Here is a 25314-nt window from a genome sequence, read left to right as displayed (position 1 = left end):
GCAGCTATTGCTCTTCATGACCTCACTAACCGCTGCTAAGCTGCTAATTGTAGTTTGTACAACTATATCCATCTAAACAGGCCGTTTCCCGGCTATAGTTGCATTTCGTACATCTATCTTCTTGCTTTGGGGCAGTTTGATCCCCATATGCTGATTTTAGTTGCACAAAATACATCTATCCTTCAAAAATGGGTGCATACCTAACAAATAGTTGTACGAAATACATTTATCCTTGTTGAATAGGGGTTGCTTTTCGTTCATCATACCTAAACAGAGCCGGACAGAGCCTGCTGCCAGCGAATTCAACAGCACCTAGCGGTATTCATCTGGAGAACGGGAGTGGGCAGCGTACGGAAGTCCATAACTTTAATTCACTTTCCGGCTCTATTCAGGCTAATCTTAAGTTCAACTTATATAGTTGAAATCTGATCAGTATTCATCAGCATAAAGAAAAGAACCGGCAGAAATGCCGGTTCTTTGGTATGTAATTATATGCAGTTAAACATTGCAATATAGAACCCTGCATGCTACAATCGGATAACGAATGTCAATTTATATGTTTTGCGACATAAGTATAACATCTTATTTACACTTTAATCTTAGCATAACGGCTTGCGGTTTGTCAAATGTATTCTGCGGATTTCTATGAGGAGGGTGATCACAGGTATGATTGAAGCTCAAGATTGGCAGGAGGAGCAGCGACGGCTGGACTTGGTATTAGCCAGAGTGCGGGAGGCTATGGCCGAACTAGCGCCGGAGGTAGACGGACTGCAGGAGCAGGTAGCAGACATCCGCCGGCGGTTCTGGGAAGAGGTGACGGTAAATACCAGCACGGACGAGGACTTTGAAGAGACCTTCTACAGCATCAAGCAGCAGGAGGCCTTACTGTCTGAACGGGAACGGAGTCACCGCAAGCGGCTGCAACGGTGGAAGAGCATGAACCGTCTGCTGCCGGCGCCGTATTTCGGCCGGATTGATTTTCAGGAGGCGGGGCTCCCGGCCAGCGAACGGGTCTATATTGGTGTCTCCTCCCTGACAGACAAGGAAGGCTTCGATTTCCTGGTGTACGATTGGCGGACGCCGATTGCCAGCATGTATTATGACCACTTCCCGGGCAGTGCCGCCTACGAAACGCCGGGCGGACGGATAGAAGGAACTATGACTCTGAAACGGCAATACCAGATCCGGGGCGGGCACTTGCAGCACGTCTTCGACACCAGCCTGACCATCGGCGATGAGCTGCTGCAGCAGGTACTCGGGAAGGGTGCCGATGCCCAGATGAAGAGCATCGTGGCGACCATCCAGCGGGAGCAGAACGCCATTATCCGTGACGACCTGAGCCGGATGCTCATCGTTCAGGGAGCCGCCGGCAGCGGCAAAACCTCGGCCGCGCTGCAACGTGTAGCCTACCTGCTGTACAAACACCGCAGCTGGCTAAGCGCAGACCGGATCGTGCTGTTCTCGCCGAACCCGATGTTCAACAGCTACGTCTCTACGGTCCTGCCTGAGCTGGGAGAGGAGAATATGCAGCAGACGACCTTTTACGAGTATCTGTACTATTGGCTGGGGGCCCTGCTGCGGCTCGAAGATCCGTTTGAACAGATCGAGTATGTTCTGACCTCCGGTGATGAAGCCGGGTATGAGGCGCGCCGGAGCGCGATCCGGTTCAAGGCATCGGGCCTTTACTTAGAGGCGCTCAACCGTTACGCAGTCCGTCTTACCGAAGCCGGAATGCTGTTTCACGGCATCCGCTACAGGGACCGTGAGCTGATTGCAGCCGCAGAGATCAGAGAGAAATTCTACAGCTATGACCATTCTATCGGCCTGGCGGGCCGAATTACACTGCTCAAGGAATGGCTGCTGCGTGAATTATCCGTCCTGGAGCGGGAGGAACGGCAGGCCGATTGGGTCCAGGATGAGCTCGATTATCTCGATAACGATGATTATGCTGAAGCTTACAACGAGCTGCGTAAGCAGTACGAGAAGGAGGATGCGGTAATCCGTTTCAATGAGGAGCATGCGGATCGTTACGGTGATCCCACCGGTGGCGGTAACGATGATTACGATTTCGGCTCCGGGGAGAAGGAAGAGCAGATATTGCGGCGTAACCTGGTGAAGGCAAGCTTCAAGCCCCTAAGACGCCGTGTGAAGCAGCTGTCATTTGTTGATTTGACCGGGCTGTACCGGCAATTGTTCAGTGATCCTGCCGCGTTCAGCGGTCTGACAGGTGGCAGCGAAGTGCCCGGACGTTGGCCGGAAATCTGCAGGCTGACGACAGAGAAGCTGGAGCAGGGCGAGCTGTTCTATGAGGATGCCACTCCGTTCCTGTACTTGAAGGAGCTGGTAGAGGGCAGCCGTACCAACATGGAAGTACGACATCTGTTCATCGACGAAGCCCAGGATTATTCACCTTTTCAGTTTCATTTCCTGAAGAAGCTGTTTCCGCGCGCCCGCATGACGGTGCTCGGTGATTTCAGCCAGGCGATCTTCCCGCAGGCCACTAACCTGCATGAAGCAGATTCACCGCTGTACTCGTTAGCTGGGCAGGAAGAGACACGTCTGTTCCAGTTCGTCCGGAGCTACCGTTCGACCTGGGAGATTGTCCAGTTCACGAAATCGCTGCTTCCGGAAGGTGCAGACATTGTGCCGTTTGAGCGGCGCGGCGAGAAGCCGCTGCTCTCCAAATCGGCGGACCACGAGCACAAAGCGGCACAAATCGTTGCGGACATTGCCGATTTGCGGGCCAAGGGCTACGACACGGTGGCCGTGATTACAAAGACGGCGGCGGAAAGCAGGGCAGCCTATGAAGCTTTGACAAGACAAGGCGCTGAGGCGCTGCGGCTTGTAACCAAGGAGACGCTTACCTTCGAAAGAGGAGCGGTAGTCATTCCTGCTTATCTGGCCAAGGGCGTAGAGTTCGACGCTGTGCTTATTTATGACGCTTCTTCCCACGCGTATCGTCAGGAGACGGAACGGAAGCTGTTCTATACGGCCTGCACCCGCGCCATGCACCGTCTTATGCTGTATTCTGCCGAAGACTGGACTGTTTTCTTGCAGGATACGGATGTTTCTCTATATGAACAGCGGCCCTAACCGGATGTATAATGCCTCCCGGAATGATTCAACCTAACCGGTAGTGCCCCGAGACGGGCGCATAACCTACAGGAGGCGATCAAACATGGCCAAACCGGATAACCGGGCGGACAACGTAGAGCATTTGCAGCAGAGTATCCAGAATACGATGCAGAATCTGCATGAAGCGGAGGATTACCTGAACGAGTTCTCTTCAGAGATCAGCAGTAAGGAACGGGAGCAGATCGAAGAGAAGAACGTACGCCGCAAGAAGAGCATCCAGGGCTTCCGCGAGGAAGTCAAAGATGAGGCTGCACATTCTGAGGAATAGCCAATGTAATCGGCAGGCTGGCAACAGCTGCACCTAAAACCGCGCTCAGCGCGGTTTTTTGCGTTCATAGGCTTGCAGGACTAACACTAGGGTTACATCGGCGTATGAAAGAGGCAAATATCCTTATACTAACCTTCGAGGAAATCAGGCAGACGCAGAAAGAGGTACGGTCACACATGAGATTCTGGCTCAAAGGCAAGAGGCTCAAATCCCGGCGGCCCGAGCGGTATCAACAGCCGCCGTTCTCTCATCCCGGTAGTGGCAGCGGGTTAATGACAGATTTACATACCAACGAACAGGCGCTTAGAGAGCTGTTCACCAATTGCTCTGATATTGTATACCGGGAAATCAGTTTGGCCGCAGGGCACAAGCAGCTGATTATTTATATGGATGGCATGGTCGACACGAATGCCTTGAACCAGTTTATATTGCAGCCGGCTATTCGGGACGTTGCAACGGATGACGGCAAGCGGCCCGGACAGACAAGAGAATGGATCGAACAGCAGCTCATTGCGGTAGCGCGGGTAAACCAAATCTCCAGTCTGGATGAGGCGGTCCGCGAGATTTTAAATGCCAAAGCGGTCATTCTCTTCAACCATGAGACGGTTGGTCTCAGCGCCGAGCTGACAGATCCCAATGTACGGGCAGTGGAAGAGCCTACATCGGAGCCGGTTGTCCGGGGGCCCAGAGAAGGATTTACGGAGACGCTGCGGACGAATACGAGTATGGTACGGCGTAAGCTGAAAACTCACCGCCTAAAGCTGGAGTCGATGACCGTAGGCAAGGTGTCGCAGACTGAAGTGGCCATAGCCTACCTTGAAGGCACTGCGAAAGCGGAAATTGTGAATGAGGTGCGCAGCAGAATCAGCCGGATTCAAATGGATGCCGTACTGGAATCGGGATATCTGGAGGAGTTCATTGAAGTTGCACCGCTCTCCCCGTTCCCTACTGTTCAGAATACCGAACGTCCGGATATCGTCGCAGCCAATCTTTTGGAGGGTAAAATAGCCATTTTCACGGACGGCACTCCGTTCGTAAGGATTGTTCCCTTTACGTTCTGGGCGGGGCTGCAGGCTGCAGAGGATTATTACAACCGTTCCTTTTATTCTTCCGCAATCCGTGTAATCCGCAGCGTGCTGCTGACCACCTCGCTGTTTCTGCCCTCGCTCTATGTGGCCATTGTTAATTTCCATTCCATGATGCTGCCCACCAGCCTGGTGCTGAATTTCTCGGCGGCGCAGGAGAACACCCCATTTCCCACGGTCGTGGAGGCCTTTATGATGGAGCTGATCTTCGAAGGGCTGCGGGAGGCGGGAATCCGTCTGCCCAAACAGATTGGCTCGGCTGTCAGTATTGTCGGCGCTCTCGTTATCGGCCAGGCGGCTGTGCAGGCAGGGATCGTCTCAGCCCCGGTAGTCATCGTCGTAGCAGGCACGGGCATAGCCTCCTTCACGATTCCGCGTTATGATCTGGGATACGCTTTGCGGCTGCTGCGCTTCGTCATGCTGATTCTGGCCGGAACGCTGGGATTGTACGGAATTGCCTTGGGAACCTTGACGCTGCTTCTTCACTTGGTCAGCCTCCGGTCATTCGGCGTTCCATATTTCAGCCCGGTCGCCCCGTTATTTCCCGGCGGATTAAACGATGTGCTGTGGCGGGCGCCGCGCTGGAGGATGAACACACTGCCGAAGCTGATGACACCAGGCGACATTGAGCGAATTCCCAAGGGCCAGAAACCCAAACCGAACCGATAAGGTGGTATCCGATGATGCGCAAGAAGCAGGCCGGAGCATTGCTGCTCTGTATATCTCTAGTCTTTGTCGGCGGCTGCTGGGACAGCAAGGAGCTTAATGATCAAGCGCTGCAAGTCGGGACAGGAATTGACTTGAACGAGGAGGGGGAATTCGTATTAAGCAACCAGTTCTCGCTCAATTCTTCTGGTCCTTCCAGCGAGGGGAATTCACAGCAGGAATCCTATACCGAAATGACCAAAGGAGACAATGTATTCAAGGCCTCCGCCGCTATGCAAGCCCGCATTACCCGGAAGATCAACCGCGGTCAGCGTACCAGTATTGCCATCGGCGAGAAATTGGCCAGAGAAGGCTTGAAGCAAATTATCGACATTTATACAAGAACGCCGGAGGCGCAGCTCCGCAATGATCTGTTCATTGTGAAAGGGGGATTCGCTGCAGATTTGTTAAACAGCTCTACGCCTTTCGGCAGTCTGTCCCAGAGAGAATACTTTAAGCTGCATCAGGCACAGAAGGAGGTAGCCGATGTGACACTCATGAATATGCTTCGTTCCGTCAATGGCGATTCCCAAAGCGGGGCTATTGTTCCGGCCATGGAGAGGGTCCAGGCACCTATATCCGGTGAGCAAAAGCAGAAGAAACAGAATAAATATGCTTATACCGGCGTAGCGGTCATTAACAATGATCTGAAGCTGGTCGGTTTTCTGAATAACGAAGAGACCGCCAAAGCGCTGTGGCTGCTGAAAAGGCCCCACATCCAGTATGCCTCGACCTATATTCCGGAGGGCTCAGGATTAGTAACAGCAAAGCTAAGCAGCTTAAAATGCAAAATTAAGGCCGGGTTCGGCGAGAATACCGAATTGCATATTGCTATGAAAGCCAATGCGGAGCTGATGGAGAACGGCACCAATCTGGATCTGCTGAGCGTGGCCAATCTTAAGCTCATAGAGCAAGCACTGGAGCTTCACACACGCAAGCAATTCACCGAGCTGATCCATAAAGTCCAGAGCGAATACAAGACGGATATCTTTAATTTCGGGGATACCATTTTCCGCTATTATCCCAGCCAGTGGCGCCGTCTGCAAAATCGCTGGGAGAGTGAATTTCCCAAGGCGGCTGTGACCGTCAAGGTGGACATCAAGGTGAAACGGGTCGGCCTTACAGGAGGGCCGGTGCAGCTCAAAGAGGGAGAGCTTGAGCACTGAATCACGTTACCCGGACCGCTCAGGCTTTATCTCCGCCGGCAAGCTTGCGCACCCAGGTCACCACGAGCAGAACCGCCGGTAAGACAAGAAACAAGGGCACCCACACATAAGGCGTGACGATATGGACAGCCAGCACATAAATGTGGGCCACAATATTGGGTGAAATCGTAAAGCCGATAATTAAAGTGCATACCACTGCAGGAACATCAGGGGACGGATGCTTTGCATTTTCAACAGGACCTGCACGGCTGTCAATGCCGCGAACAGCTTCAGATACAGCTTGAAGAAGATGGTGCTGATAAAATAGACCACGACAAATGGATTCAAATTGGTGATGAATCCGGAAATGTTTACCAAACCCGTCAGGGAGTAGAGCGGGTATATGCTTCTTTTAAAGAAGGCATCCCCGAATATTGTAATCGCCAGCACATCGGAGATCAGAAAGAAGAGCGTAGCGAGCAGCGTTGCGAGCACTGTTACCCGGCCTATCTTCTTCCGGGGATGGACCAGCGGCCACAACATGGCCAAGGCAATCGTCTCCGCATAGGTTTGGGTGATCCCCTCCGGGTACACGGCCTTCAGAACGGGCGCCCATCCTTCCCACAGGGTTGGCCGCAGCAGCTTGAATTCGATAATATCGGAATTTAACAGCATGATGATTTCGATCCCGAAGAGCAGCAGAATCAGCGGTACGAGGATCTCTCCCAACCGGGCCACATTCTCAATTCCCAGATACAATCCGTATACGATTACCAGCAGAAAAGAGATGGCGATCACAACAGGCGGCGTTTCAAGCAGCAAAGTGGTCGGAACCAGATCCCTTAGGTCCCCGATAATCCGCCCGGCATCGAACAGAAATATCAGCGGATACAGAAGGGCGACAGGCAGACCTATCCATTTACCGAATTGCTTCGGAAACCATTCGACCAGGGTTAACCCGGGATTCATTCTCATTAGCAAGATATACATATAGATAACGAGCAGGCCTGCAATACAGGATAAGAGCGTCACCATCCAGGCATCCCGTCCGGTACCAGCAGCGAAGCCAAAAATAATAGTCGTTCCCAGCTGATAAAGAAATGTGATGGTAAACAATTGATAACCGGATAATCTGACCAATGGTACACCTGCCCCATACCGCTATAAATGTAAAGTCATAACAACAATTATATCCAGCAACGGAAACCGCTAATCTTCGTGGAATCAAGGACCCGATAGTAATGAATCCTTCATAGAACGATGGAATATCGGCGGATCGCATCCCGTATATTTTTCTGAGGAGCATATTTTCTGGAAAAAGGGAGGGATTCTGTTTGTCCACTGCTTTTGTGGTGCGTTCATTGGATGAGATACGGTTCTGGTCGCGTATTATGAAGGAGCATTCGCTGTTCCTGCGGCTTGGCTTCAGGTGTGAGGATACGCAGTTAATCAACGAGGCCATTCAATTTCAAGCCCTGTTTGAGGACATCGAAAAGCGGTCCCATGTCTTCACAGCTGAGACGGATCCGCAGACGATCCGGGAATTCAACATAGAAGTACATACGGCTGTCAGCCACATTTGGGTGTTCAAACGCAAAGTGCTGGGGCTTATTCTCCAGTGCAAGCTTCCGGGCCAAAATAATTTCCCCCTGCTGGTTGACCATGTGAGCCGGGAGGCCAATTATTTCCGCAACCGGCTGGAGGAACTGAACAACGGCACGCTGGAGCCCCTGCATGATGCTATCATTGACGAGAATGTGTTCTTTCTGAAAATAATGGCGGACCACGCCAAATTCATCAGCCATCTGCTGGACCCGTCCGAACGCAAGCTTGTCGAGCAAGCCAGGGAGTTCAGCCATGATTTCGATATGCTCCTGTTCCAGGCGATAGATCTCAGCTCCATGCGTCCGCAATCCCAGACTGTGCCGCTCCTGAGCCAATTTGTCGATGAGAATAAAGTATCTGTTGAATCCCTGCGTGATTTCAAGCGAACGGCCCGTGATCTAATCGCCGAATGCCGGATCAAGAGCATCATTCACCCCTTGCTGGCTGATCATGTCTACCGGGAGGCGGAGCATTTCCTGTTCATTCTGGATATGTTCGAGAAATCGTTGTCGGGTGTTAAGGTCAATAAGCGGGAAATTCTGTTCTAGCTGCAGAAGGACGAACAACCGACCGGAAGAGGCATGGTGTTCGTCCTTCTGTATTGTTCTCTATGACGATAATCGTAGTCAGCTCAGACTAAGTACGGTATGAGTCCGTGATTTCATTGCTGTGATAACGGATAGCTCTTACGCGGACAGACAGGATGCCCGAAGGAACCTCCAGTTCAACGTTTTCATCCGGTTCTGTCATTAGCAGCTGCAGTCCGATCGGTGAGAGGAACGATATCTCATTGCAGCCCGGATCGGACGCACCAGGGAATACGATGGTATAACACTCCACGCTAGAATCATCGAGATACTCCACTTCAATTTTACTCCCGATCAATGCACATGAATTCAGGCGGTTTAGCGAGAAATCCTGCAGAATACCTTCAACCACAGATGTATATTGCTTCAACGTACGCTCGACAAGGACACGGTCCGGGCCAGGCTCGGGGTAATATTCACTCAGAAAGGAAGACAGCCCTTCGTCAAAAAACAGCAGCTGATTCAGCAGTTGGACCTTCGGGCCCTGCAGCAATAGACTATGGTTCATAATAGATCGGGTCCCCTTTACCTGTGCGCTGGACGATCACAATTAACGATTGCTTGTTCATCTCATACCTCCAAAGGTTTAGTGTTCACTGTATATGAACGAAAGACATTCCGTCCGTGCGGGGACGAAATGCCTTACCTCATGACCATAACAAAAGCGGTACATCGTGTCAATCAAGAGCGACCTGATGAGTAGACAGGCCTTAACCTGCATACTGTTCCAATCCCGGGAAATACTAACCTGCAGCTAGCTACATGCAGGAGGTAACCATGAATCTACAATCTGGAACATATTATTGGGCGAGTACTTTGCCGGAGGTGCCGTCTTATCCGGCTCTGACAACGAATGTAACTTGTGACGTGGCCATTATCGGCGGAGGCAGCTCGGGAGCGCAATGTGCTTACTATCTGGCGGGCTCAGGCCTGGACGTTGCCGTCCTAGAGAAAGGGACAGTCGGCAGCGGAAGCACCAGCGCGAATACTGCCATCATTCAATATTCGGGCGAGAAAATGTTCACTTCGCTGGTCCATACCTTCGGCGAAGAGTATGTCGCCCGGCATCTGAAGCTGCTGAAGCAGGCCATTGACGATATCGAGACTGCATCCCGGCGTGCTCCTATCGACTGTGAATTTCAGCGCCGGGACACACTATACGCCGCCAGTTGTGCAGAGGACGTCGAGCGTCTGCGCACAGAATACGAATACATCCGTGAGCATGGCATCGAAATCGACTTTTGGACCCAGGCGCAAATCGAACAGGCCTATCCTTTTAGCCGGGAAGCTGCAATCTATTCCTACCAGGACGGGGAGCTGAATCCATTCCGATTTACGCACGGGATACTGCAGTATGCAGCCGCCCAAGGCGTACAAGTGTATGAGCATACCGAGGTGAACGGCCATCATTATGACCGCGAGCTGCAGCGGATGATTATCCGTACCAAGAAGGGGCATGAGGTCAGTGCGCGGTACGTTATTTTTGCAGCCGGTTATGAAAATATAGAGATCCGCAATGAGAAGCAGGCCTCGTTCGTCAGCACCTATACAGTCACCACCGAGCCTGTGGCGGATTTATCCTCCTGGTATAAACGCACCCTTCTGTGGGAAACTGCACGTCCATACATTTACATCCGCACGACTGCGGATAACCGGGTCATAATCGGCGGATTGGACGAGAACACGAACATACCGGAGGACCGTGACAGCAAGCTGCTGCACAAGAAGGATCAGCTGATAACAGAATTTAACCGGCGGTTCCCCGGCATCACGGTGAAGCCTGAATATTATAGCGCAGCCTTCTACGGCGGCATCGTGGATGGAGTGCCGATGATCGGGAAATATGATGACTACCCGAGCAGCTACTTCTTGCTTGCCTACGGGGACAACGGCACCGTATACAGCCAGCTGCTCTCCAGGATCATTGTCCAGGAAATTACGGAGGGGCATAGCCCGGATCTGGCAATGTATCTGCAGAACCGGCCGCTGCTCGTGAAGCACTGACCCGGACAAGATTCATTCGCTTCACCGCATTCAATTGTCGCCTGCGCCGAATTTTGCTATACTTCTCCCATCATCTGTGAATGGGGGTCTTACCGTTGGCAATGCTGTATTGCTCATGGACCAGGAAGTCCTCATGCAAAGCCTGAACAGGGGCGATACTTTGCGTGAGGTGCGGGAGAATTGAATTCGATCGCCCATAATGATTTTATCGTTTCTAATAACGGGCTTTGCACCTTATAACCTACTCATTAAACTATAAGGGGCTAAAGATCCATGAATACACCATTTATTAGAAACCATCAACTGAATGTGATTAAGAAGCAAGCGGAATTCCTGCAGAAGACTTTGCGGACCGTCGCGGACCGGAAGGTGCTGGAAACGGTGAGATATTCCGCAGCCGCAGCGATTCTCGATGCGTTCCCTGTCCTGACCGAAGAGCAGAAGGGGAGGCTGGGACAAATCTCGGGCTTTGAGACGGCCTATGAGTTTCAGAGATATCTTGGCGCGCTGGAATCCGAGCTCGAACCCTTCCCGTCCATTACGGCGAAGCAGATTCAGAAGCTGTTCCCTAAAAATAAAAAGCTGAAGCTTCCGGAGCTGTCATCCATCGACTTCAGGTTTGTCACCTATCTGGGCTGGTCCGATATCGCTACGAACCGCCTGTTCATCGTCTATCCGTTCAATGGACAGTTCGTCGGTATCGAAGGGCGGATTACGCCGACCCACAAGAAGGGGTATTGCCTGTTCTGCAACCGGCATCAGGAGCTGGCGTTCTTCTCGGTGGAGACGAAGGCCGCGTATGCTTCGGCGGATAATATATCCCGCTATGGCCACTATGTATGCCTGGACAACGAAGCATGCAATCATAGCATTACCCACACTGAAGCACTGGAGAAGTTTATTCTTACGGCACGCAAATAAGGAATGAAGGCAAGGGGCTGTCCACGTGGACAGCCCCTTTTCGTTATTAGCACCGTAAAGCAACAACTTATAGGTAATTCAATAGGATTCCGCCTCCCGCCCCGGCGATGACAATGACCCAGGGCGGAAGCTTCCAGAAGACCAGCAGGACGAACAAAATGGCCGCAAGCGCAAAATCGGCAGGAGCCAGGATGGCCGATGTCCAGAGCGGATCGTACAAGGCGGCCAGCAGAATGCCGACGACGGCTGCATTTACCATGCTCAGGGCCCCCTGGACCCCGGGAAGTCTGCGCAGATCATCCCAGAACGGAAGAGTGCCGGCGACCAGCAAGAAGGCGGGCAGGAAGATGGCCGCCGTAGCCATGGCTGCGCCGGCCAAACCGCCCTTCATCGCGCCGAGATAGGCGGCAAATGTAAATAAGGGGCCGGGCACTGCCTGAGCTGCCCCGTAACCGGCCAGGAAATCCTCGCGGCTGACCCAGCCCGCCGGAACAACCTCTCTTTCGAGCATAGGCAGAACGACGTGGCCTCCGCCGAATACGAGTGAGCCTGCGCGGTAGAAGCTGTCGAACAGTGCGAGCCAGCCGGATGCGAAGAAGGGTCGCAGCAGCGGGACCACGATCAGCAGCCCTGCAAAGAGAACCAGACAGCCTGCAGCAAGCTTCCGGTTAAGTTGAACAGCGGGCGGGCCGGCTTCGGGAATTTCCTTTGGAGCATACCATTTCATTCCGATTAATGCCGCCACGCCAATCAGGATTACCTGGGTGAACACGGTCTGCCACATCAGGCTGACAGCAGCGGCAGTCACCGCAACCGTGATCCGGTTACGGTCAGGCGTTAGCTTCTGACCCATGCCCAGTATGGCGTGGGCGACAATGACAACGGCTACAATCTTCAGACCGTGAATCCACCCGGCGCCTCCGAGATCCAAGCCCTGCAGCAGCAGAGCGAACAGCACCAGTGCGGCGGCAGAGGGAAGGGTGAAGCCGATCCAGGCTATGATTCCGCCGATCAGGCCGGCCCGGTGGATGCCGATCCCGATCCCGACCTGACTGCTGGCCGGACCGGGAAGCAGCTGGCATAACGCTACCAGATCGGCATAGCTGCGTTCATCCAGCCATTTGCGGCGGCGTATATACGCTTCGTGAAAATAACCAAGGTGGGCGACCGGCCCCCCGAAGGAAGTCAGCCCCAGCTTGGCCGATACCCCGAAGAGCTCCAGCAGAATCTGCAGCCTGGTTGCCGGTGTGTTTTGAGATGTATTTTCTTGATGGTCATTCATCCTGCAGTACACTCCTTTTTGCAAATCCGACGGATCGGATAAATGGTGCTGCCTTCCGCATATTCTACGATAAGTAGAAGAGAGAAGAGGAGGTATTGCATAACGCGAATGTAAAATTTGTGTTAAATATGGGTCCGGACCGCAGGTGAATATGTCAAAACAACAAATAAACCGCCGAATGAATTGACAAAGTGAAGATAGGCACATTATTCTCAATGAGCAGTACTGCATATGAGGTTAGCTATGAAATTATGGATCATATCGCCAGGTAGCTTGAACATACACAAACAACGGTTAGGAGATGAACGCATTGGACGCTGCAGCCGCTGAGAAATCTGCCGAAACGCCGCGCAGCGGCAGGTTGAAACGCTGGACTTTTCTCATTCTCGGAATTTTGCTCATCGGTATCGGGGCGATCGGCATCGTGCTGCCGCTTCTGCCGACTACGCCGCTCTGGCTCTTAGCTTCCTTGTGTCTGGCCCGGGGCTCCGAGAGACTCGACAACTGGCTGAAGGGCACGGCATTCTTCCGCTCCCAGGTACAGCCGATCATGGACGGCCATGGCATGACCTTGAAGAAGAAGGCTGCCATTACGGCGACCGTATGGACCATGCTGCTGATCATGTTTGTCCGTACCGACTTGCCGGTAGTCAAGATTGTTGCGGTTTCACTGGGTCTCATCCAGGTGTCTCTATTTATATGGTTAAAGACAGCACCGCCGCAGGGAGCTGCCGCCGCAGGTTCCGAAGATGGAGGGCAGGCATAACTGCTGACGCGAATGTATCTGCAAGAACAGGTGCAGTCGAAGCGCTAAAATAGTTGAATGGTACAAGAAAGGGTATTCCTGGACAGCCGATGCGGCTTTCAGGAATACCCTTATGTTGTATATAGATTTATTTAATGGAGTAGGATTCCTTCTGCACAGCCGTTCCCGTAGACTTGCCGTCAAAGCGTTCCCATCGCACGAAAGCTTCCATGCCGATGGCCACAATAACCCCCACCACCAAGCCGTTGGAAGCGAGTGGTGCCAGGAGCGGCGGGAATTCCGCGAAGGCCGTGGCAGGCATATTCATAATTCCGATGCCGGTGAGGACCGGAAGGGCGATGCGGTAGATGGATTTGGCGTTCAGCGACGCCCCGCTGAGCGATTTCAGCGCCGTGCCGAACATTTGCAGATAGGCTACGAACAGTACGGCACTGCCGACTGACATCGGCATCAGCGCCAGCCAGCCGCTTAACGGCGGAACGAAGCCGACCAGCATCAGCAGCGCGGCACCGATGATGAGTGCTGAGCGGCGCAGCACCTTCGTGTTCTCCAGAAAGCCGATTGAAGAGGCAAATGTGCCGAACGGAATAAGGCCGAAGCAGGCTCCGACGATGGAGAACAGGTTAGTGAACAGCAGGGAGCGGATGTACTGCTTGTCCTCAGCCTCCTCTTGATACAGCTTGCCTGCGGCAATGATGCCCGTCAGAGTATTGGTCATGTTGACAAGACCGGCAATGAGGCCAACCAGCATAATCCCCGGCTCGAATGCGGGCAGCCCCCAGGGCAGCCAGTGCCACATCTCCAAGGTTCCGGCGGCAGCGGCCGCAGAGCCGCCGCTCCCGAACAGTACCGCATACGCAATCCAGCCGACGACAATCCCGGCAAGCAGGGAGAACTGCCCCAGCTTGCCTTTGGCCTTCAGGTGGATTACCGTGACCACGGCGATTACGAACAAGGAAAGCCCGGCCAGCTGCAAGTCCCATTGTCCGCCGTCATTGTAACCGATCATCCCTTTAAAAAAGGTGTTGGCCAATTGAAAGGTGAGCAGCAGCAAATAGATCCCCATCACTGTTGGGGTGAACACCCGCTGCAGCAGCTTGAGAAAGCCAAGCAGGGCAAGCAGGACTGCGATCACACTGGACAGCAGGAACCCGCCTGTCAAATTTGCAGCCACCGCTGCTGCATCCATCCCCATGGCCGGAGCAGAGGCGCAAATCCCGAGCACCAGACCCCACCACACACCGGCCGGACCGTCCATCAGCGCATACCGGTGACCCCATAAGGCCTGCACGATGCAGAGCAGACCCGTTAAGATGAAGGAACGCTGCAAGGAGGCGGCTATTTCGGCAGAGCTCAAATCCAGTGCATGGCCGACCGAGAGCGGAACCAGCACAGTGTTCGTAAACAAAAAGAAAAGCCACTGCACGCCAGCCAGCAGTGAGCTTATATCTAAATCAAATCTCTTCCACAGCATTTCTTCATTCCCAGCTTTCCGTTAATCTTGATGTGTTGCTCCGAAAAGGAGTCTTTAGTGTGCTCCCGCATCCTTCAGGAGGGCGGCCATTTCGTCATAATCCCCGCGTTCTGCATGTGCGAGCGGAGTGACTCCGTCCTTATCGGCCAGATTGACATCTGCACCGTGCCTGATCAACAGGCGGACGATTTCAGTATGTCTCTCTCCGCCGTCTCCCAATATTACAGCTTCCAATAATGCCGTCCAGTCCAGATTATTAATGTGATTGACATCAACATCCGAATGTTCGAGTAAGTACTGTACAATCTCCACGTGGCCACGGTCCGCGGCCGGAATCAGGGCTGTACCGCCGTAACGGTTCGTCAGCGACGTATCCGCTCCCGCTTCTACCGCCAGCCTGACGATCTCGGGCATGCCTTCCGCACCGGCATACAAGAGCGGGTTATCGGAACGGTTGTCCCGCAGATTGAGATCCGCACCGGCTTCAATCAGAGCCTTAACGGTTTCAGGCTTGTTCCCGTGCGTTGCAGCCAGTACTGCGGTTCTGCCGCGTTCATCCTGGCCGTTAATATCTGCACCTTGCTCCAGCGCTTTCATTACTGCAGCCGTATCTCCCCGTTCCGCAGCCGTAATCAGTTCGTTTGCCATGGGTTCATCTCCCTCCGTAATTTCCGCGCAGCCTGCCAGCACCAGCAGCAGTATCAATAAGAAACAGCGGGGTATATAGCTCACATTATCCCTCCATGTTTGTGTAACGTATTTATGGTATCATGGGCATTAGTATAGGAAAAATATTAATTTCATTACAAATGTATATGAAAAACATATAGGAAGGGCAATCCCCATGGACTTAAAGCAACTGCGTTATTTTATAGCACTGGCGGAGGAAAGGCAGGTCACCTCTGCAGCGCAAAGACTGCATATGTCGCAGCCGCCGCTCAGCCAGCAGCTCAAGCTGATGGAAACCGAGCTTCGCGTACCGCTGTTCCGCCGCAGCGGGCGGCATCTGGAGCTTACGGCATCGGGCAAGACACTATATGAGCATGCTCTGACGATTACCCGGCTGATGGAAGAAGCGAAGGCGGAGGTGCGCGAGTCGGGGCTGGGCATCAGGGGCAAGCTGTCGGTTGGCGTCAATACCTTATCCGATGCCCGGCTGCCCGGTGCACTAAATGTGTTCCGTGAATGGTATCCGAAGGTCACGTTCAAGATTCAGCAGAACGAGACGAACATGCTTGTTAAGCTGGTGCGGGAGAAGGCGCTGGACCTGGCCATTGTCCGTCTGCCGATTGATCTGACGGACTTCGATTGTGCGATGCTGGGTGAGGAGCCGTTATTTTTCGTAACCGGGGAGGACGGCGGGCGTAAGCTACCTGAGCACGGAGAGCCGGTCTCCTATGATACGATAACGAAGTATCCGCTGCTGCTGCCCAGTACGGAGGGACTTGGCCTCTACAATCTGCTGCTGGAACAGTTCCGTTCGCGGGGGTTATCCCCGGCGATTATCGGTGAATGCTCCGATATCGGAATGCTGATGGAGCTGGTCGCCTCCGGGTTCGGCGCATCCATATTGCCGGAAACCTCGCTGTCCAGATATAAGCGCGGTCGTATCCGGACACACCGGATCGATGACCCGCAGGCGGTCTCCAGCTCAGCCGTCATCTGGCTGAAACGCCAATATTTAAGTAAGGCGGCCATCCGGCTTATCCAGACGATATCAGAGACGCCGCCGGTTCATGAATACCAGCAGTAATGCAATCAGGCCGAGGATGATGCCCAGTGTCTGCAGGCCCGCTGCGCTAAACTGATCCCCCATAACGATGCCGACGAGCAATGAAGAGAGTATGGTGCCCAAATATCTTGAGGTATTGAATACACCGGAGGCTACGCCGATGATTTCTTTGGGAGAGCTTTGAAATAATGCTGCCTGTAGAGCAACACCGGTTAACCCGTTGCTGATCCCGAATGCCGCCAAAGGCGCACATACATAAATTACTGGTGAAGCGGCATCCACAGTAATAATGAGCCAGAGGGAGCCCAGAGTCATGAGCAGCGCAGAGACGAATAACGCCGGCTGCGGGCCGGAGCGTTCTACCCATTTACCCGCCAACGGCGAAGCCAGGAGCGAACACAAGCCTAAGCTCAGCATCAGAATACCGGTATGATATTCGCTGACTTGTCTAACCGATTGCAGATAAGTAGGTAGACCGAATAATAGCGTATAAAACAGCACATTCACCAGCATAAACTGGATGTTAACGAAAGCCATTGCCGGATGTCTGGCGAAACTGCGAAGCGGGATGAACGGTGCCGCCGTCCGCAGCTCATGCCGCAGGAAAGCCCATGACAGCATAACACCAATGCCCATCAGCATGACATTGCCCAGGGTGAATTGACCGGAGGATTTGACAGACAGAATCCCTGTGAGCAGGGCAACCAGACCTGCAGCAAACAATACAATGCCAGCAGCATCCAGCAGACGCATCCAGTTGCGAATGGATAAATGACCCGCTTCTGTGCGGGGAGCATCCCGAGGAATCAGCTTCCAGGCCATCACGAAGCTCGCGGCGGCGAACGGGATATTGACGAAGAAAATGGCATGCCAGTCCCACCAGTGAATCAATACGCCGCCAACGAAAGGTCCGACAGCCGCCGCTCCGGACAAAAAGATGGACAGCACAGACAGCGCAGCTGCCTGTCGCTCGGTAACATATATCCGTACGATGGCCATTCCGACAGCAACCATCATACTTGTCCCGATGGATTGCACAATCCGGAAGCAGACAAGCCAGCCGAAGCCGGGTGATAGCGGAGCCAGAACAGAAGCGAGGAAGGCTATAATTAGCCCTGCGAGAAATATCTTCCGCCGGCCAAAGATATCGCTGGCCTTTCCCATCACCGGCTGGGCAACCGCGCTCGCGATATAGAAGGCAAAGATAATCCAATATACCTCTGTATACTGCAGGCGGTACACCTGCTGCAGTCTAGCCAGTGCCACAGAGATCATCGAAGAGTTTAACGGGTTCAGCAGGATTCCCAAGCCTACAGAAATCATCAATCCTTTGTTGTTGCGGGTATTCATATTAAAGTCCTCCTCGGTTGTCGTGAACCCATCGTAAAGGATTGCTATCATATATTCCAACGCATTTTATGTTATAATTCCATAGATCAAAAGGAATGAATGGAGCGGTATTATGGAGCTTCTGCAATTACAGTACTTTCTCGCCGTCGCCCGGCTGGAGCACATGACCGAGGCAGCCAAAAGCCTGCATGTAACGCAATCGTCATTAAGCAAGACGATCCAGCGCCTGGAAGAAGACCTGGGCGTGCCGCTGTTTGACCGGACTGGCCGGAAGCTGCGGCTTAATACCTATGGGGCCAGCTTCCTCCACCGTGCGGAGCGGGCCTTGTTCGAGCTGGAGCAAGGGAGACAGGAGCTCACTGATCTGTCCGGCCGGGATCAGCGTACTTTGGAATTAGCGGTGAATACAGCCAGCTCATTGCCGGGAATCCTCAAGGAGTTCCGCAAGCAAATGCCTGAAGTGCAATTTCATGTGCAGATGTTAGCTGCGCAGGAGATGATTGCCTGTCTTCAGCGGGGTGAGGTTGATTACTGCATATCATCCCCTCCGCTGTCCGGGGATGATATTGCGTCTCAAATCGTATTCATCGACCGTATCCTTATAGCGGTTCCCGCAGGACATCCTCTGGCGGAGAGGGAAAGTGTGGCGTTGTCTGAATTGCGGAACGAGTCCTTTGTGGGGGTCAAGCAGGGGTACGGTACCCGTGATTTGGCGGACTCCATCTGCGAAACGGCGGGATTTAGACCCAAATACGTGTACGAAGGGGACGAGCCGGCCAGGATCACTGCCCTGGTGGAAGCCGGAATCGGCATCGCCTTCATTCCGGGCACGGCAATATATTCGCGGCAAGCGGTAACCTGCCTCCGTGTCGAGCATGAAGGACTGACCAGGGAAATCGCATTATTGTGGAACAAGAATCGATACCTTTCACAAGCGGCTTTGCAATTCCGCAAGATTGCAGCGGAATATTATCGGAGTATAAAGGAGCGTTAGCCAGGGTGACCTATGAGGAAATCATTGATTATTGTCTGTCTTTCTCAAGCACTTACGAAGACCATCCCTTCGGCATTGAGTGGACAGCTGTCCGCCACAACGGTAATAAAAAGTTGTTCGCACTCGTCTATTACCGGAACGGCCACCTGTGCGTCAATCTGAAATGTGAACCGGAGCGGGCAGATTTCTGGAGGGGCTTATTTGCGGAAGTAACGCCGGGTTACCATATGAATAAAACGCATTGGAACACGTTAATTCTGGATGGTGAGCTGTCCGGTGATGACATCCGTGAGATGGTTCGGCACAGCTACGAGTTGACCCGGCCCAAATTGAAGCGTAAGCACCGTGATACTCCGGAAATCCAGTCGCAATAACACCACAGTAAACAATGAGCCCGGTTAAGCTTGCTCTCAAGCTTGCCCGGGTTATTTTTGCTGTCTGAAAAGGGAATGTCTTTGCATCTCGGGCAATAATAATATATTATAAATAAATATTAATTTATTGTTAAACGATAAATTAGTTTTACAATACTTACGGCGAGGTGCTTCATTCATGAAATCAATCGTACAGCTGCTGCATTTTGGATATCATCAGGCGATGAGCTGCATTTTTCCGGTGGCGATCTTCGGGACATTGGCATTGTCAGGCACCGTTCAGGTGCCTTTTATTGAACGGTATGATCTGATTCTGCTTGTACTGCTGACCGTACAGGTTTTGATGTACCGCTCCGGACTGGAGACACTTGATGAGATCAAGGTGATCTGCGTCTTTCACATTATCGGCCTGCTGCTGGAGATTTACAAGGTGCACATGGGTTCATGGGCGTATCCGGAACCGGGGCTGACCAAGCTGTTCGGGGTTCCGCTCTATAGCGGATTTATGTATGCAAGCGTCGCAAGCTTCATGTGCCAAATCTGGCGCAGGCTGGATATGGATATGACCGGCTGGCCCGGACTGTTAAGTGCGGGATTGCTGGGAGGGGCCATCTATCTGGACTTCTTCACCCATCATTTCCTTCCGGATTTCCGCTGGTGGCTGACGGCGCTTGTCGTCGTTGTCTTCTGGAGAACGTGGATCATTTACCGGGTGCGGACAGTGACTTACCGGATGCCTTTGACGCTGGCTTTTGCCATTGTAGGTTTCTTTATCTGGCTGGCTGAGAATATCGCCACCTTCTTCAATGCCTGGAAGTACCCCGACCAGCACGAAGTCTGGCAGCCGGTCAGCTTCAGCAAGATCAGCTCCTGGTTTCTCTTGGTCATCATCAGCGTTATTATCGTGGCGCAGTTGAAGCATGTTAAGGCGACAAGACAAGGCGGTAACAGAATCTGATTTCTCTCTCAGCGGCTCCCGATTGGCGGGAGTCTTTCTCTTTGCTATCGACGGCATTCACAGCTTGTGTTATTATGATACTCTGATAACGTGGTAGCGAACTAAAGCGTATGATGCTGCAAGCAACTTACTAGGGGGAGTAGAAAGAGATGAAGAGACGGAAATTTGGGGTAATACTGGCAGCCTTTACGGTAATGGCCACGATCGCAGGTTGCTCGGGTGCAGATAACGGAGACGGAAAGCTGGTCATCGGGATTGATGACAAGTTTGCACCGATGGGCTTCCGCGACGAGAACAATGAAATTGTCGGCTTCGACATTGATTATGCCAAAGCGGCCGCCGAGAAAATGGGCAAAGAGATTACCTTCCAGCCGATCGACTGGTCGGCCAAGGAATCCGAGCTGAACAGCGGACGCATTGATATGATCTGGAACGGCTACACCATTACGGACGAACGTAAAGAGAAGGTCTTGTTCACCAAGCCTTACCTGGAGAACAGCCAGGTTGTTGTCGTGCTGGCGGATTCCGAACTGGCCCAGCTCAGTGATCTGGCCGGTAAGGAGGTCGGGCTGCAGAGCCTGTCCTCGGCCGCTGATGCCTTGAATGCCAATCCGATCAAGGACGAGGTTGCCGGGGTATCCGAATTCTCCGACAATGTGCTGGCTCTGACGGATCTGAAGTCCAAACGTGTGGACGGCGTGGTTATTGATGAGGTAGTGGCCAGATACTATATGTCCATTGAGCCGGATACGTATAAATTGCTGGATGAATCACTGGCTCCCGAGCAATACGGGGTCGGCATCAAGAAGGACAATGAGGCTCTGCTGGAAGAGCTGCAGGAAGCACTGGATGAGCTGAGCAGCGATGGCACCGCCGCAGAAATTTCCACCAAATGGTTCGGAGAGAACAAGGTACTGAATTAAGACAGTGATCATTAGGAGTCGGTTGAAGCAATGAATCTGGACTACATTATACAAATTTCGGGACCGATGCTGGAGGGGGCGCGGACTACCATCCTGCTGTTCCTGATCGTCATCGTGCTGTCCATCCCGCTCGGGATGCTGGTTACGCTGATGGCCAAGAGCCGCTTGAAGCCCCTGGCCTGGATCGCCCACACCTATATTTACGTCATGCGCGGTACACCGCTCTTGCTGCAGCTGCTGTTCTTCTGCTTCGGTCTGCCGCAGATTCCGGTAATTGGCGAGTATCTGGTCTTCGACCGCTTTGTCGCAGCCTGTCTGGGGTTCGTCCTGAATTACGGGGCTTATTTCGCCGAGATTTTCCGCGGGGGGCTGCTCTCTATTGACAAGGGCCAGCACGAAGCTGCCAAGGTGCTCGGTCTCAGTAAATGGCAGACGCTGCGCAAGGTAATTCTGGCCCAAATGTTCCGGGTGGCTCTGCCTGCGGTAGCCAATGAGTCGATTACTCTCGTAAAAGATACTGCCTTGCTCTATGCCGTAGCTGTACCGGAGCTGCTCAACTATGCGAAGACGGCGGTAAACCGTGACTTTACAGTGACCCCGTTTGTGGTGGCAGGCGTTATTTATTTGCTGATGACACTGGTGCTGACCTTATTCTTTAAGGGGCTGGAGAAACGTTTCAAATTCGAGTAGAGGACTGTCTAACGATGAGCAGTATGATTGAAGTTCAACAACTACAGAAATCCTTCGGCAGCCTGGACGTGCTGAAGGCGATTAATTTCTCGGTATCTCCCGGTGAGGTTGTGGCGGTCATTGGACCCTCGGGCTCCGGCAAAAGCACAATGCTGCGCAGCCTGGTCCACCTGGAGGAAGTAAACGGCGGCAGCATTCTGATTCACGGCAAGCCGCTCGTTCAGAACGGCAAATATGCCGCTGCAGCCGACATCCGGAAGATCACCTCAACCATGGGCATGGTGTTTCAGCATTTCAATCTCTTTCCCCATCTCACGGTGCGGGGCAATCTGGAGCTGGCTCCGCGAACGCTGAAGCGGGAGAGCACGGAAGTAATTGCGGCCCGGAGCCTGGAGCTGCTTGCCAAAGTGGGCCTGGCCGATAAAGCTGATGTATACCCGTCCCTGTTGTCGGGCGGACAGAAGCAGCGGGTGGCGATTGCCAGAGCGCTGATGCTGAACCCGGACATTCTGCTGTTCGACGAGCCTACGTCGGCGCTCGATCCCGAGCTGACCGGCGAGGTGCTGCGGGTCATCCGGACGCTGGCGGAAGAGAACATGACGATGATCATTGTTACCCATGAAATGAGCTTTGCCCGTGATGTGGCGGACCGCATCTTCTTCATGGAGAATGGTGAGATCGCCGAGTCGGGGACACCGGAGCAAATCTTCGGTAACCCGCAGCTGGAACGGACCCGGACTTTCCTGAACCGGGATTAGAACCGTTGAGAGAGCAATGCCGAACATATGATATAGGAGCGCGTAGCTGCGGCTATGCGCTTTTTCTATGCTTTGCGGGAGCGCTCATGGTACAATCTGCGGTACAGAACAGTAGAATTGGAAGTGACTGCATGAAAGAGAGGAATGCGTGTGTTAACATACATAACTGCGGTTCGGGAACAAGACTATGACAAGCTTGTGCAGATTTGGTACAGGGCTGTGAAGGAGACGCATCATTTTTTGGCAGAGGCGGATTTTGAATTTAATCATCAGGCGGTGAAGGATGGGGCCTTAAGATCTGCAGAGTTATATGCGGAGGTTGACGAGACCGGGCAGCCGCTCGGCTTCGCCGGAGTGGAGGGCAGCAAGATTGACACATTGTTCGTGGACCCGGAGCATTTCGGCACAGGCGTCGGCCGGCGCTTGGTCGCTCATATTGCGAAATTGAAGGGTGAACGGCTGCTAGTCGATGTTAACGAACAGAATGAAGGCGCCTATCAATTCTATGTGCGGTGCGGATTCCGGCAGGTTGGCAGATCGGAGCTTGATGATTTGGGAAAACCCTATCCGCTGATTCATATGGAGATGACACCGTCACACGATTTCAAGCACTCGCTCATCGACAGCTACAATAAGCTGGCGCCGGATTATGAGAAGCATGTGGATACGGACAGCGGGCACAATGCTTACTATGAAAGACCTGCAATGATTCAGCTCTTGCCCAGTGATTTGAACGGGATGAATGTGCTGGATGCAGGGTGCGCAGCAGGCTGGTACACGGATTATCTGTTGCAGAAAGGTGCGGACGTGACCGCTGTTGACTTCAGTTCTTCTATGGTTGAAGCTTGCCTAAGGCGGATTGGCGGCCGCGGAACGGCCTTGGTGCATGATCTGTCGGAGCCTCTTCCATTTCCCGACGCATCCTTTGATCTGATATTAAGCTCGTTAACACTTCACTACATTAAGGATTGGACGCCCGTATTTCAGGAGTTCCGGCGGGTACTGAAGCCCGGGGCAACCTTGCTCTATTCCATTCACCATCCGTTCATGGAACAGCAAGGGGAGGCTGCGGGGAATTATTTCGCCACCGAACGGATCACGGAAACGTGGAACAAGCAGGAGTCCGGACCTGTTCAGGTCTCCTTCTTCACCCGGCCGCTGGGCGAGATCGTTAATACGACAGCCAGCTGTTTCCGGATCAGGAACATGGTAGAGCCGCAGCCCGTGATGGGCGATATGAACAATCCGCAATACCGCAGCTGGCATGATAAATGGTTCCAGCGGTTGAGCATGCAGCCACATTTTCTAATCGTTCAAGCCGATAAAATGGAATCAGATTTTGAATTATTGAATTAAAGTAACTATAATTGTTTAAGTAAGATACCTGAGGTCTATAACTATACCAAAAAATTTCCCAGAGGAGTGGAGTAAATGAATCCGAAATACAGTCCGATCCTAGAGAATGTGCCGCTACCGAACGGCATCACGCTGAAGAACCGAATCGTCATGGCCCCGATGACCCATTCCTCTTCTAACGAGGACGGCACCGTGTCCGATGCGGAGCTGGCCTACTACGCCCGCCGGACCGGCGGAGCCGGCATGGTGATTACGGCTGTGACTTACGTGTCGCCGAATGGTAAAGGCTTCGCCGATCAATTCGCGGCCTTCGGCGATGAGTTCATCCCCGGCCTGACCCGGCTGGCCGGCACGATCAAGGAGCAGGGCGCCAAGGCCGTCCTGCAAATCTTCCACGGCGGACGGCAGTGCCCGCCGAATGAGGTCGGCGGCGATGTCGTGGCGCCGAGCGCCGTCCCCAGCGAGCGGCCGGGCTCCCCGGTACCACGCGAGCTGACCGAGGCTGAGGTCGAACAGATCATTACCGATTTCGCCGAAGCTACCCGGCGGGCCATTGCAGCCGGATTCGACGGTGTGGAGATTCACGGCGCCAACGGCTACCTGATCCAGCAGTTCGTGTCGCCGCACTCGAACCGCAGAGAAGACCGCTTCGGCGGGGATGCGCATAAGCGGCTGACCTTCCCGCTGGAGATTATCGACCGGATTCAAGCGGTCGTCCAGAAGCATGCCACAGCGCCGTTCATTATCGGTTACCGTTTCTCCCCGGAAGAGCCGGAGACACCGGGATTGACGATGGAAGAAACCTTCATTCTGCTGGATGCTATCAAGGAGAAGGGCCTGGATTACATTCATGTGTCACTTAATGATTTCTGGTCCAAGCCGAGACGGGGCGCAGATGAATCCAAGACCCGGATGGAATGGATTCTGGAGCGGGTCGGAGACAAGGCTCCTGTTATTGGTGTAGGCAATATTCATACAGCGGATGAGGCTTTGGCAGCGATCAGTACGGGTGTTCCGCTGCTGGCGCTTGGCCGTGAGCTGATCATCGAGCCGGACTGGGTGGAGAAGCTGGAATCCGGCAATGAAGAGCATATTGCCGTGAACCTGACCAAGCAGGACCAGGAGCGGCTGGTCATTCCGGACCCGATCTGGAACATGATTGTGCATGTTCCGGGCTGGTTCCCGGTGGTGGAAGGGTAAAC

Annotated in this window: 24 protein-coding genes; 17 read left to right on the top strand and 7 right to left on the bottom strand. The window is 53.2% G+C overall.

What is annotated here, in order from left to right; all coding sequences use genetic code 11:
- Window positions 1-666: 666 nt before the first annotated feature.
- The 4 genes from helD (at window position 667) to F1379_RS15925 (ending at window position 6359) form a co-directional block, all read left to right on the top strand.
- Window positions 667-3093: an RNA polymerase recycling motor HelD gene (gene helD, locus F1379_RS15940; RefSeq protein ID WP_150271488.1), complete on the top strand. Its 2427-nt coding sequence runs from the start codon at window positions 667-669 to the stop codon at window positions 3091-3093.
- An 85-nt stretch (window positions 3094-3178) separates the two neighbouring features.
- Window positions 3179-3403, top strand: coding sequence for a small acid-soluble spore protein Tlp (tlp, locus tag F1379_RS15935; RefSeq protein WP_150271486.1), 225 nt, complete (start codon window positions 3179-3181; stop codon window positions 3401-3403).
- A 272-nt stretch (window positions 3404-3675) separates the two neighbouring features.
- Window positions 3676-5157 (top strand): spore germination protein, encoded by a 1482-nt coding sequence (locus F1379_RS15930; protein ID WP_239004692.1) that lies wholly within the window; start codon window positions 3676-3678, stop codon window positions 5155-5157.
- 11 nt (window positions 5158-5168) lie between these two features.
- Window positions 5169-6359, top strand: a complete 1191-nt coding sequence (locus tag F1379_RS15925; RefSeq protein ID WP_150271482.1) for a Ger(x)C family spore germination protein — start codon at window positions 5169-5171, stop codon at window positions 6357-6359.
- A gap of 19 nt (window positions 6360-6378) precedes the next feature.
- On the opposite strand, the gene F1379_RS29775 is transcribed toward F1379_RS15925, so the two are convergent.
- Both F1379_RS29775 and F1379_RS15920 read right to left on the bottom strand, forming a co-directional pair.
- On the bottom strand, window positions 6379-6555 hold the full coding sequence (locus F1379_RS29775) for a hypothetical protein (RefSeq protein ID WP_162551182.1): 177 nt from the start codon (window positions 6553-6555) through the stop codon (window positions 6379-6381).
- Window positions 6540-7478, bottom strand: coding sequence for a GerAB/ArcD/ProY family transporter (locus tag F1379_RS15920; RefSeq protein ID WP_150271479.1), 939 nt, complete (start codon window positions 7476-7478; stop codon window positions 6540-6542). Before F1379_RS15920 ends, F1379_RS29775 begins: the two co-directional genes overlap by 16 nt.
- A 194-nt stretch (window positions 7479-7672) precedes the next feature.
- Here F1379_RS15920 and F1379_RS15915 point away from each other — a divergent pair, with 194 nt between their 5' ends.
- Window positions 7673-8491 (top strand): DUF2935 domain-containing protein, encoded by an 819-nt coding sequence (locus tag F1379_RS15915; RefSeq protein ID WP_150271477.1) that lies wholly within the window; start codon window positions 7673-7675, stop codon window positions 8489-8491.
- Window positions 8492-8579: 88 nt separating this feature from the next.
- Here the strand turns inward: F1379_RS15915 and F1379_RS15910 are convergent, their stop codons facing one another.
- Complete coding sequence (locus F1379_RS15910) at window positions 8580-9038, bottom strand: GreA/GreB family elongation factor (protein WP_150271475.1); 459 nt, start codon at window positions 9036-9038, stop codon at window positions 8580-8582.
- A gap of 269 nt (window positions 9039-9307) precedes the next feature.
- Between F1379_RS15910 and F1379_RS15905 the strand changes: the two genes are divergently transcribed.
- Both F1379_RS15905 and F1379_RS15900 read left to right on the top strand, forming a co-directional pair.
- Window positions 9308-10534 (top strand): NAD(P)/FAD-dependent oxidoreductase, encoded by a 1227-nt coding sequence (locus F1379_RS15905; protein WP_150271473.1) that lies wholly within the window; start codon window positions 9308-9310, stop codon window positions 10532-10534.
- 273 nt (window positions 10535-10807) lie between these two features.
- Entirely contained in the window at window positions 10808-11455 is a 648-nt protein-coding gene (locus F1379_RS15900) for a FusB/FusC family EF-G-binding protein (RefSeq protein ID WP_150271471.1), read from the top strand.
- A gap of 67 nt (window positions 11456-11522) precedes the next feature.
- Here the strand turns inward: F1379_RS15900 and F1379_RS15895 are convergent, their stop codons facing one another.
- Complete coding sequence (locus F1379_RS15895) at window positions 11523-12737, bottom strand: chromate transporter (RefSeq protein WP_150271469.1); 1215 nt, start codon at window positions 12735-12737, stop codon at window positions 11523-11525.
- A 310-nt stretch (window positions 12738-13047) separates the two neighbouring features.
- Between F1379_RS15895 and F1379_RS15890 the strand changes: the two genes are divergently transcribed.
- A complete protein-coding gene (locus F1379_RS15890; RefSeq protein ID WP_162551181.1) occupies window positions 13048-13503 on the top strand; it encodes a DUF454 family protein in 456 nt (151 codons plus the stop codon).
- A 127-nt stretch (window positions 13504-13630) separates the two neighbouring features.
- On the opposite strand, the gene F1379_RS15885 is transcribed toward F1379_RS15890, so the two are convergent.
- Together F1379_RS15885 and F1379_RS15880 are read right to left on the bottom strand one after the other, a co-directional pair.
- The gene (locus F1379_RS15885; RefSeq protein ID WP_150271465.1) at window positions 13631-14977 is read right to left on the bottom strand and encodes a uracil/xanthine transporter; all 1347 of its coding nucleotides are present in this window, start codon (window positions 14975-14977) and stop codon (window positions 13631-13633) included.
- 54 nt (window positions 14978-15031) lie between these two features.
- Window positions 15032-15625 (bottom strand): ankyrin repeat domain-containing protein, encoded by a 594-nt coding sequence (locus tag F1379_RS15880; protein ID WP_150271463.1) that lies wholly within the window; start codon window positions 15623-15625, stop codon window positions 15032-15034.
- A gap of 196 nt (window positions 15626-15821) precedes the next feature.
- On the opposite strand from F1379_RS15880, the gene F1379_RS15875 reads away from it, so the two are divergent.
- Window positions 15822-16730, top strand: a complete 909-nt coding sequence (locus F1379_RS15875) for a LysR family transcriptional regulator (RefSeq protein WP_150271460.1) — start codon at window positions 15822-15824, stop codon at window positions 16728-16730.
- Here the strand turns inward: F1379_RS15875 and F1379_RS15870 are convergent.
- Entirely contained in the window at window positions 16695-18059 is a 1365-nt protein-coding gene (locus tag F1379_RS15870) for an MFS transporter (RefSeq protein ID WP_150271458.1), read from the bottom strand. The genes F1379_RS15875 and F1379_RS15870 overlap by 36 nt on opposite strands.
- Window positions 18060-18171: 112 nt before the next feature.
- Between F1379_RS15870 and F1379_RS15865 the strand changes: the two genes are divergently transcribed.
- The 8 genes from F1379_RS15865 (at window position 18172) to F1379_RS15830 (ending at window position 25312) form a co-directional block, all read left to right on the top strand.
- The gene (locus F1379_RS15865; protein ID WP_150271456.1) at window positions 18172-19053 is read left to right on the top strand and encodes a LysR family transcriptional regulator; all 882 of its coding nucleotides are present in this window, start codon (window positions 18172-18174) and stop codon (window positions 19051-19053) included.
- 5 nt (window positions 19054-19058) lie between these two features.
- On the top strand, window positions 19059-19427 hold the full coding sequence (locus F1379_RS15860) for an MmcQ/YjbR family DNA-binding protein (RefSeq protein ID WP_150271454.1): 369 nt from the start codon (window positions 19059-19061) through the stop codon (window positions 19425-19427).
- Window positions 19428-19605: 178 nt separating this feature from the next.
- Complete coding sequence (locus F1379_RS15855) at window positions 19606-20385, top strand: DUF817 domain-containing protein (RefSeq protein WP_150271452.1); 780 nt, start codon at window positions 19606-19608, stop codon at window positions 20383-20385.
- A gap of 149 nt (window positions 20386-20534) precedes the next feature.
- Window positions 20535-21308 carry an amino acid ABC transporter substrate-binding protein gene (locus F1379_RS15850; protein WP_150271450.1) on the top strand — a complete coding sequence of 258 codons (774 nt, stop codon included), beginning with the start codon at window positions 20535-20537 and terminating at the stop codon, window positions 21306-21308.
- Between the two features lie 30 nt (window positions 21309-21338).
- Window positions 21339-21998: an amino acid ABC transporter permease gene (locus F1379_RS15845; protein ID WP_150271448.1), complete on the top strand. Its 660-nt coding sequence runs from the start codon at window positions 21339-21341 to the stop codon at window positions 21996-21998.
- A gap of 14 nt (window positions 21999-22012) precedes the next feature.
- A complete protein-coding gene (locus tag F1379_RS15840) occupies window positions 22013-22756 on the top strand; it encodes an amino acid ABC transporter ATP-binding protein (protein WP_275262497.1) in 744 nt (247 codons plus the stop codon).
- 150 nt (window positions 22757-22906) lie between these two features.
- Window positions 22907-24112, top strand: a complete 1206-nt coding sequence (locus F1379_RS30630) for an acetyltransferase (RefSeq protein ID WP_338046375.1) — start codon at window positions 22907-22909, stop codon at window positions 24110-24112.
- Window positions 24113-24187: 75 nt separating this feature from the next.
- On the top strand, window positions 24188-25312 hold the full coding sequence (locus tag F1379_RS15830; protein ID WP_150271446.1) for an NADH-dependent flavin oxidoreductase: 1125 nt from the start codon (window positions 24188-24190) through the stop codon (window positions 25310-25312).
- The last annotated feature ends 2 nt before the right edge of the window (window positions 25313-25314 follow it).

The sequence above is a fragment of the Paenibacillus tepidiphilus genome, from assembly GCF_008635795.1.
GTDB classification, from domain to species: domain Bacteria; phylum Bacillota; class Bacilli; order Paenibacillales; family Paenibacillaceae; genus Paenibacillus_AQ; species Paenibacillus_AQ tepidiphilus.
Note: the sequence above shows the minus strand (reverse complement) of the source record. Positions and strands in the feature narration are given on the sequence as shown.

Bases quoted from the DNA above. Each gene is read 5' to 3' on its own strand.
- F1379_RS15855 (WP_150271452.1), top strand. From the start codon at position 19,606: ATGAAATCAATCGTACAGCTGCTGCATTTTGGATATCATCAGGCGATG.
- tlp (WP_150271486.1), top strand. From the start codon at position 3,179: ATGGCCAAACCGGATAACCGGGCGGACAACGTAGAGCATTTGCAGCAG.
- F1379_RS15840 (WP_275262497.1), top strand. From the start codon at position 22,013: ATGAGCAGTATGATTGAAGTTCAACAACTACAGAAATCCTTCGGCAGC.
- F1379_RS15900 (WP_150271471.1), top strand. From the start codon at position 10,808: ATGAATACACCATTTATTAGAAACCATCAACTGAATGTGATTAAGAAG.
- F1379_RS15895 (WP_150271469.1), bottom strand. From the start codon at position 12,737: ATGAATGACCATCAAGAAAATACATCTCAAAACACACCGGCAACCAGG.
- F1379_RS15845 (WP_150271448.1), top strand. From the start codon at position 21,339: ATGAATCTGGACTACATTATACAAATTTCGGGACCGATGCTGGAGGGG.
- F1379_RS15850 (WP_150271450.1), top strand. From the start codon at position 20,535: ATGAAGAGACGGAAATTTGGGGTAATACTGGCAGCCTTTACGGTAATG.
- F1379_RS15910 (WP_150271475.1), bottom strand. From the start codon at position 9,038: ATGAACCATAGTCTATTGCTGCAGGGCCCGAAGGTCCAACTGCTGAAT.
- F1379_RS15875 (WP_150271460.1), top strand. From the start codon at position 15,822: ATGGACTTAAAGCAACTGCGTTATTTTATAGCACTGGCGGAGGAAAGG.
- F1379_RS15870 (WP_150271458.1), bottom strand. From the start codon at position 18,059: ATGAATACCCGCAACAACAAAGGATTGATGATTTCTGTAGGCTTGGGA.
- F1379_RS15925 (WP_150271482.1), top strand. From the start codon at position 5,169: ATGATGCGCAAGAAGCAGGCCGGAGCATTGCTGCTCTGTATATCTCTA.
- F1379_RS15930 (WP_239004692.1), top strand. From the start codon at position 3,676: ATGACAGATTTACATACCAACGAACAGGCGCTTAGAGAGCTGTTCACC.
- F1379_RS15865 (WP_150271456.1), top strand. From the start codon at position 18,172: ATGGAGCTTCTGCAATTACAGTACTTTCTCGCCGTCGCCCGGCTGGAG.
- F1379_RS15830 (WP_150271446.1), top strand. From the start codon at position 24,188: ATGAATCCGAAATACAGTCCGATCCTAGAGAATGTGCCGCTACCGAAC.
- F1379_RS15885 (WP_150271465.1), bottom strand. From the start codon at position 14,977: ATGCTGTGGAAGAGATTTGATTTAGATATAAGCTCACTGCTGGCTGGC.
- helD (WP_150271488.1), top strand. From the start codon at position 667: ATGATTGAAGCTCAAGATTGGCAGGAGGAGCAGCGACGGCTGGACTTG.
- F1379_RS15905 (WP_150271473.1), top strand. From the start codon at position 9,308: ATGAATCTACAATCTGGAACATATTATTGGGCGAGTACTTTGCCGGAG.
- F1379_RS15880 (WP_150271463.1), bottom strand. From the start codon at position 15,625: ATGGCAAACGAACTGATTACGGCTGCGGAACGGGGAGATACGGCTGCA.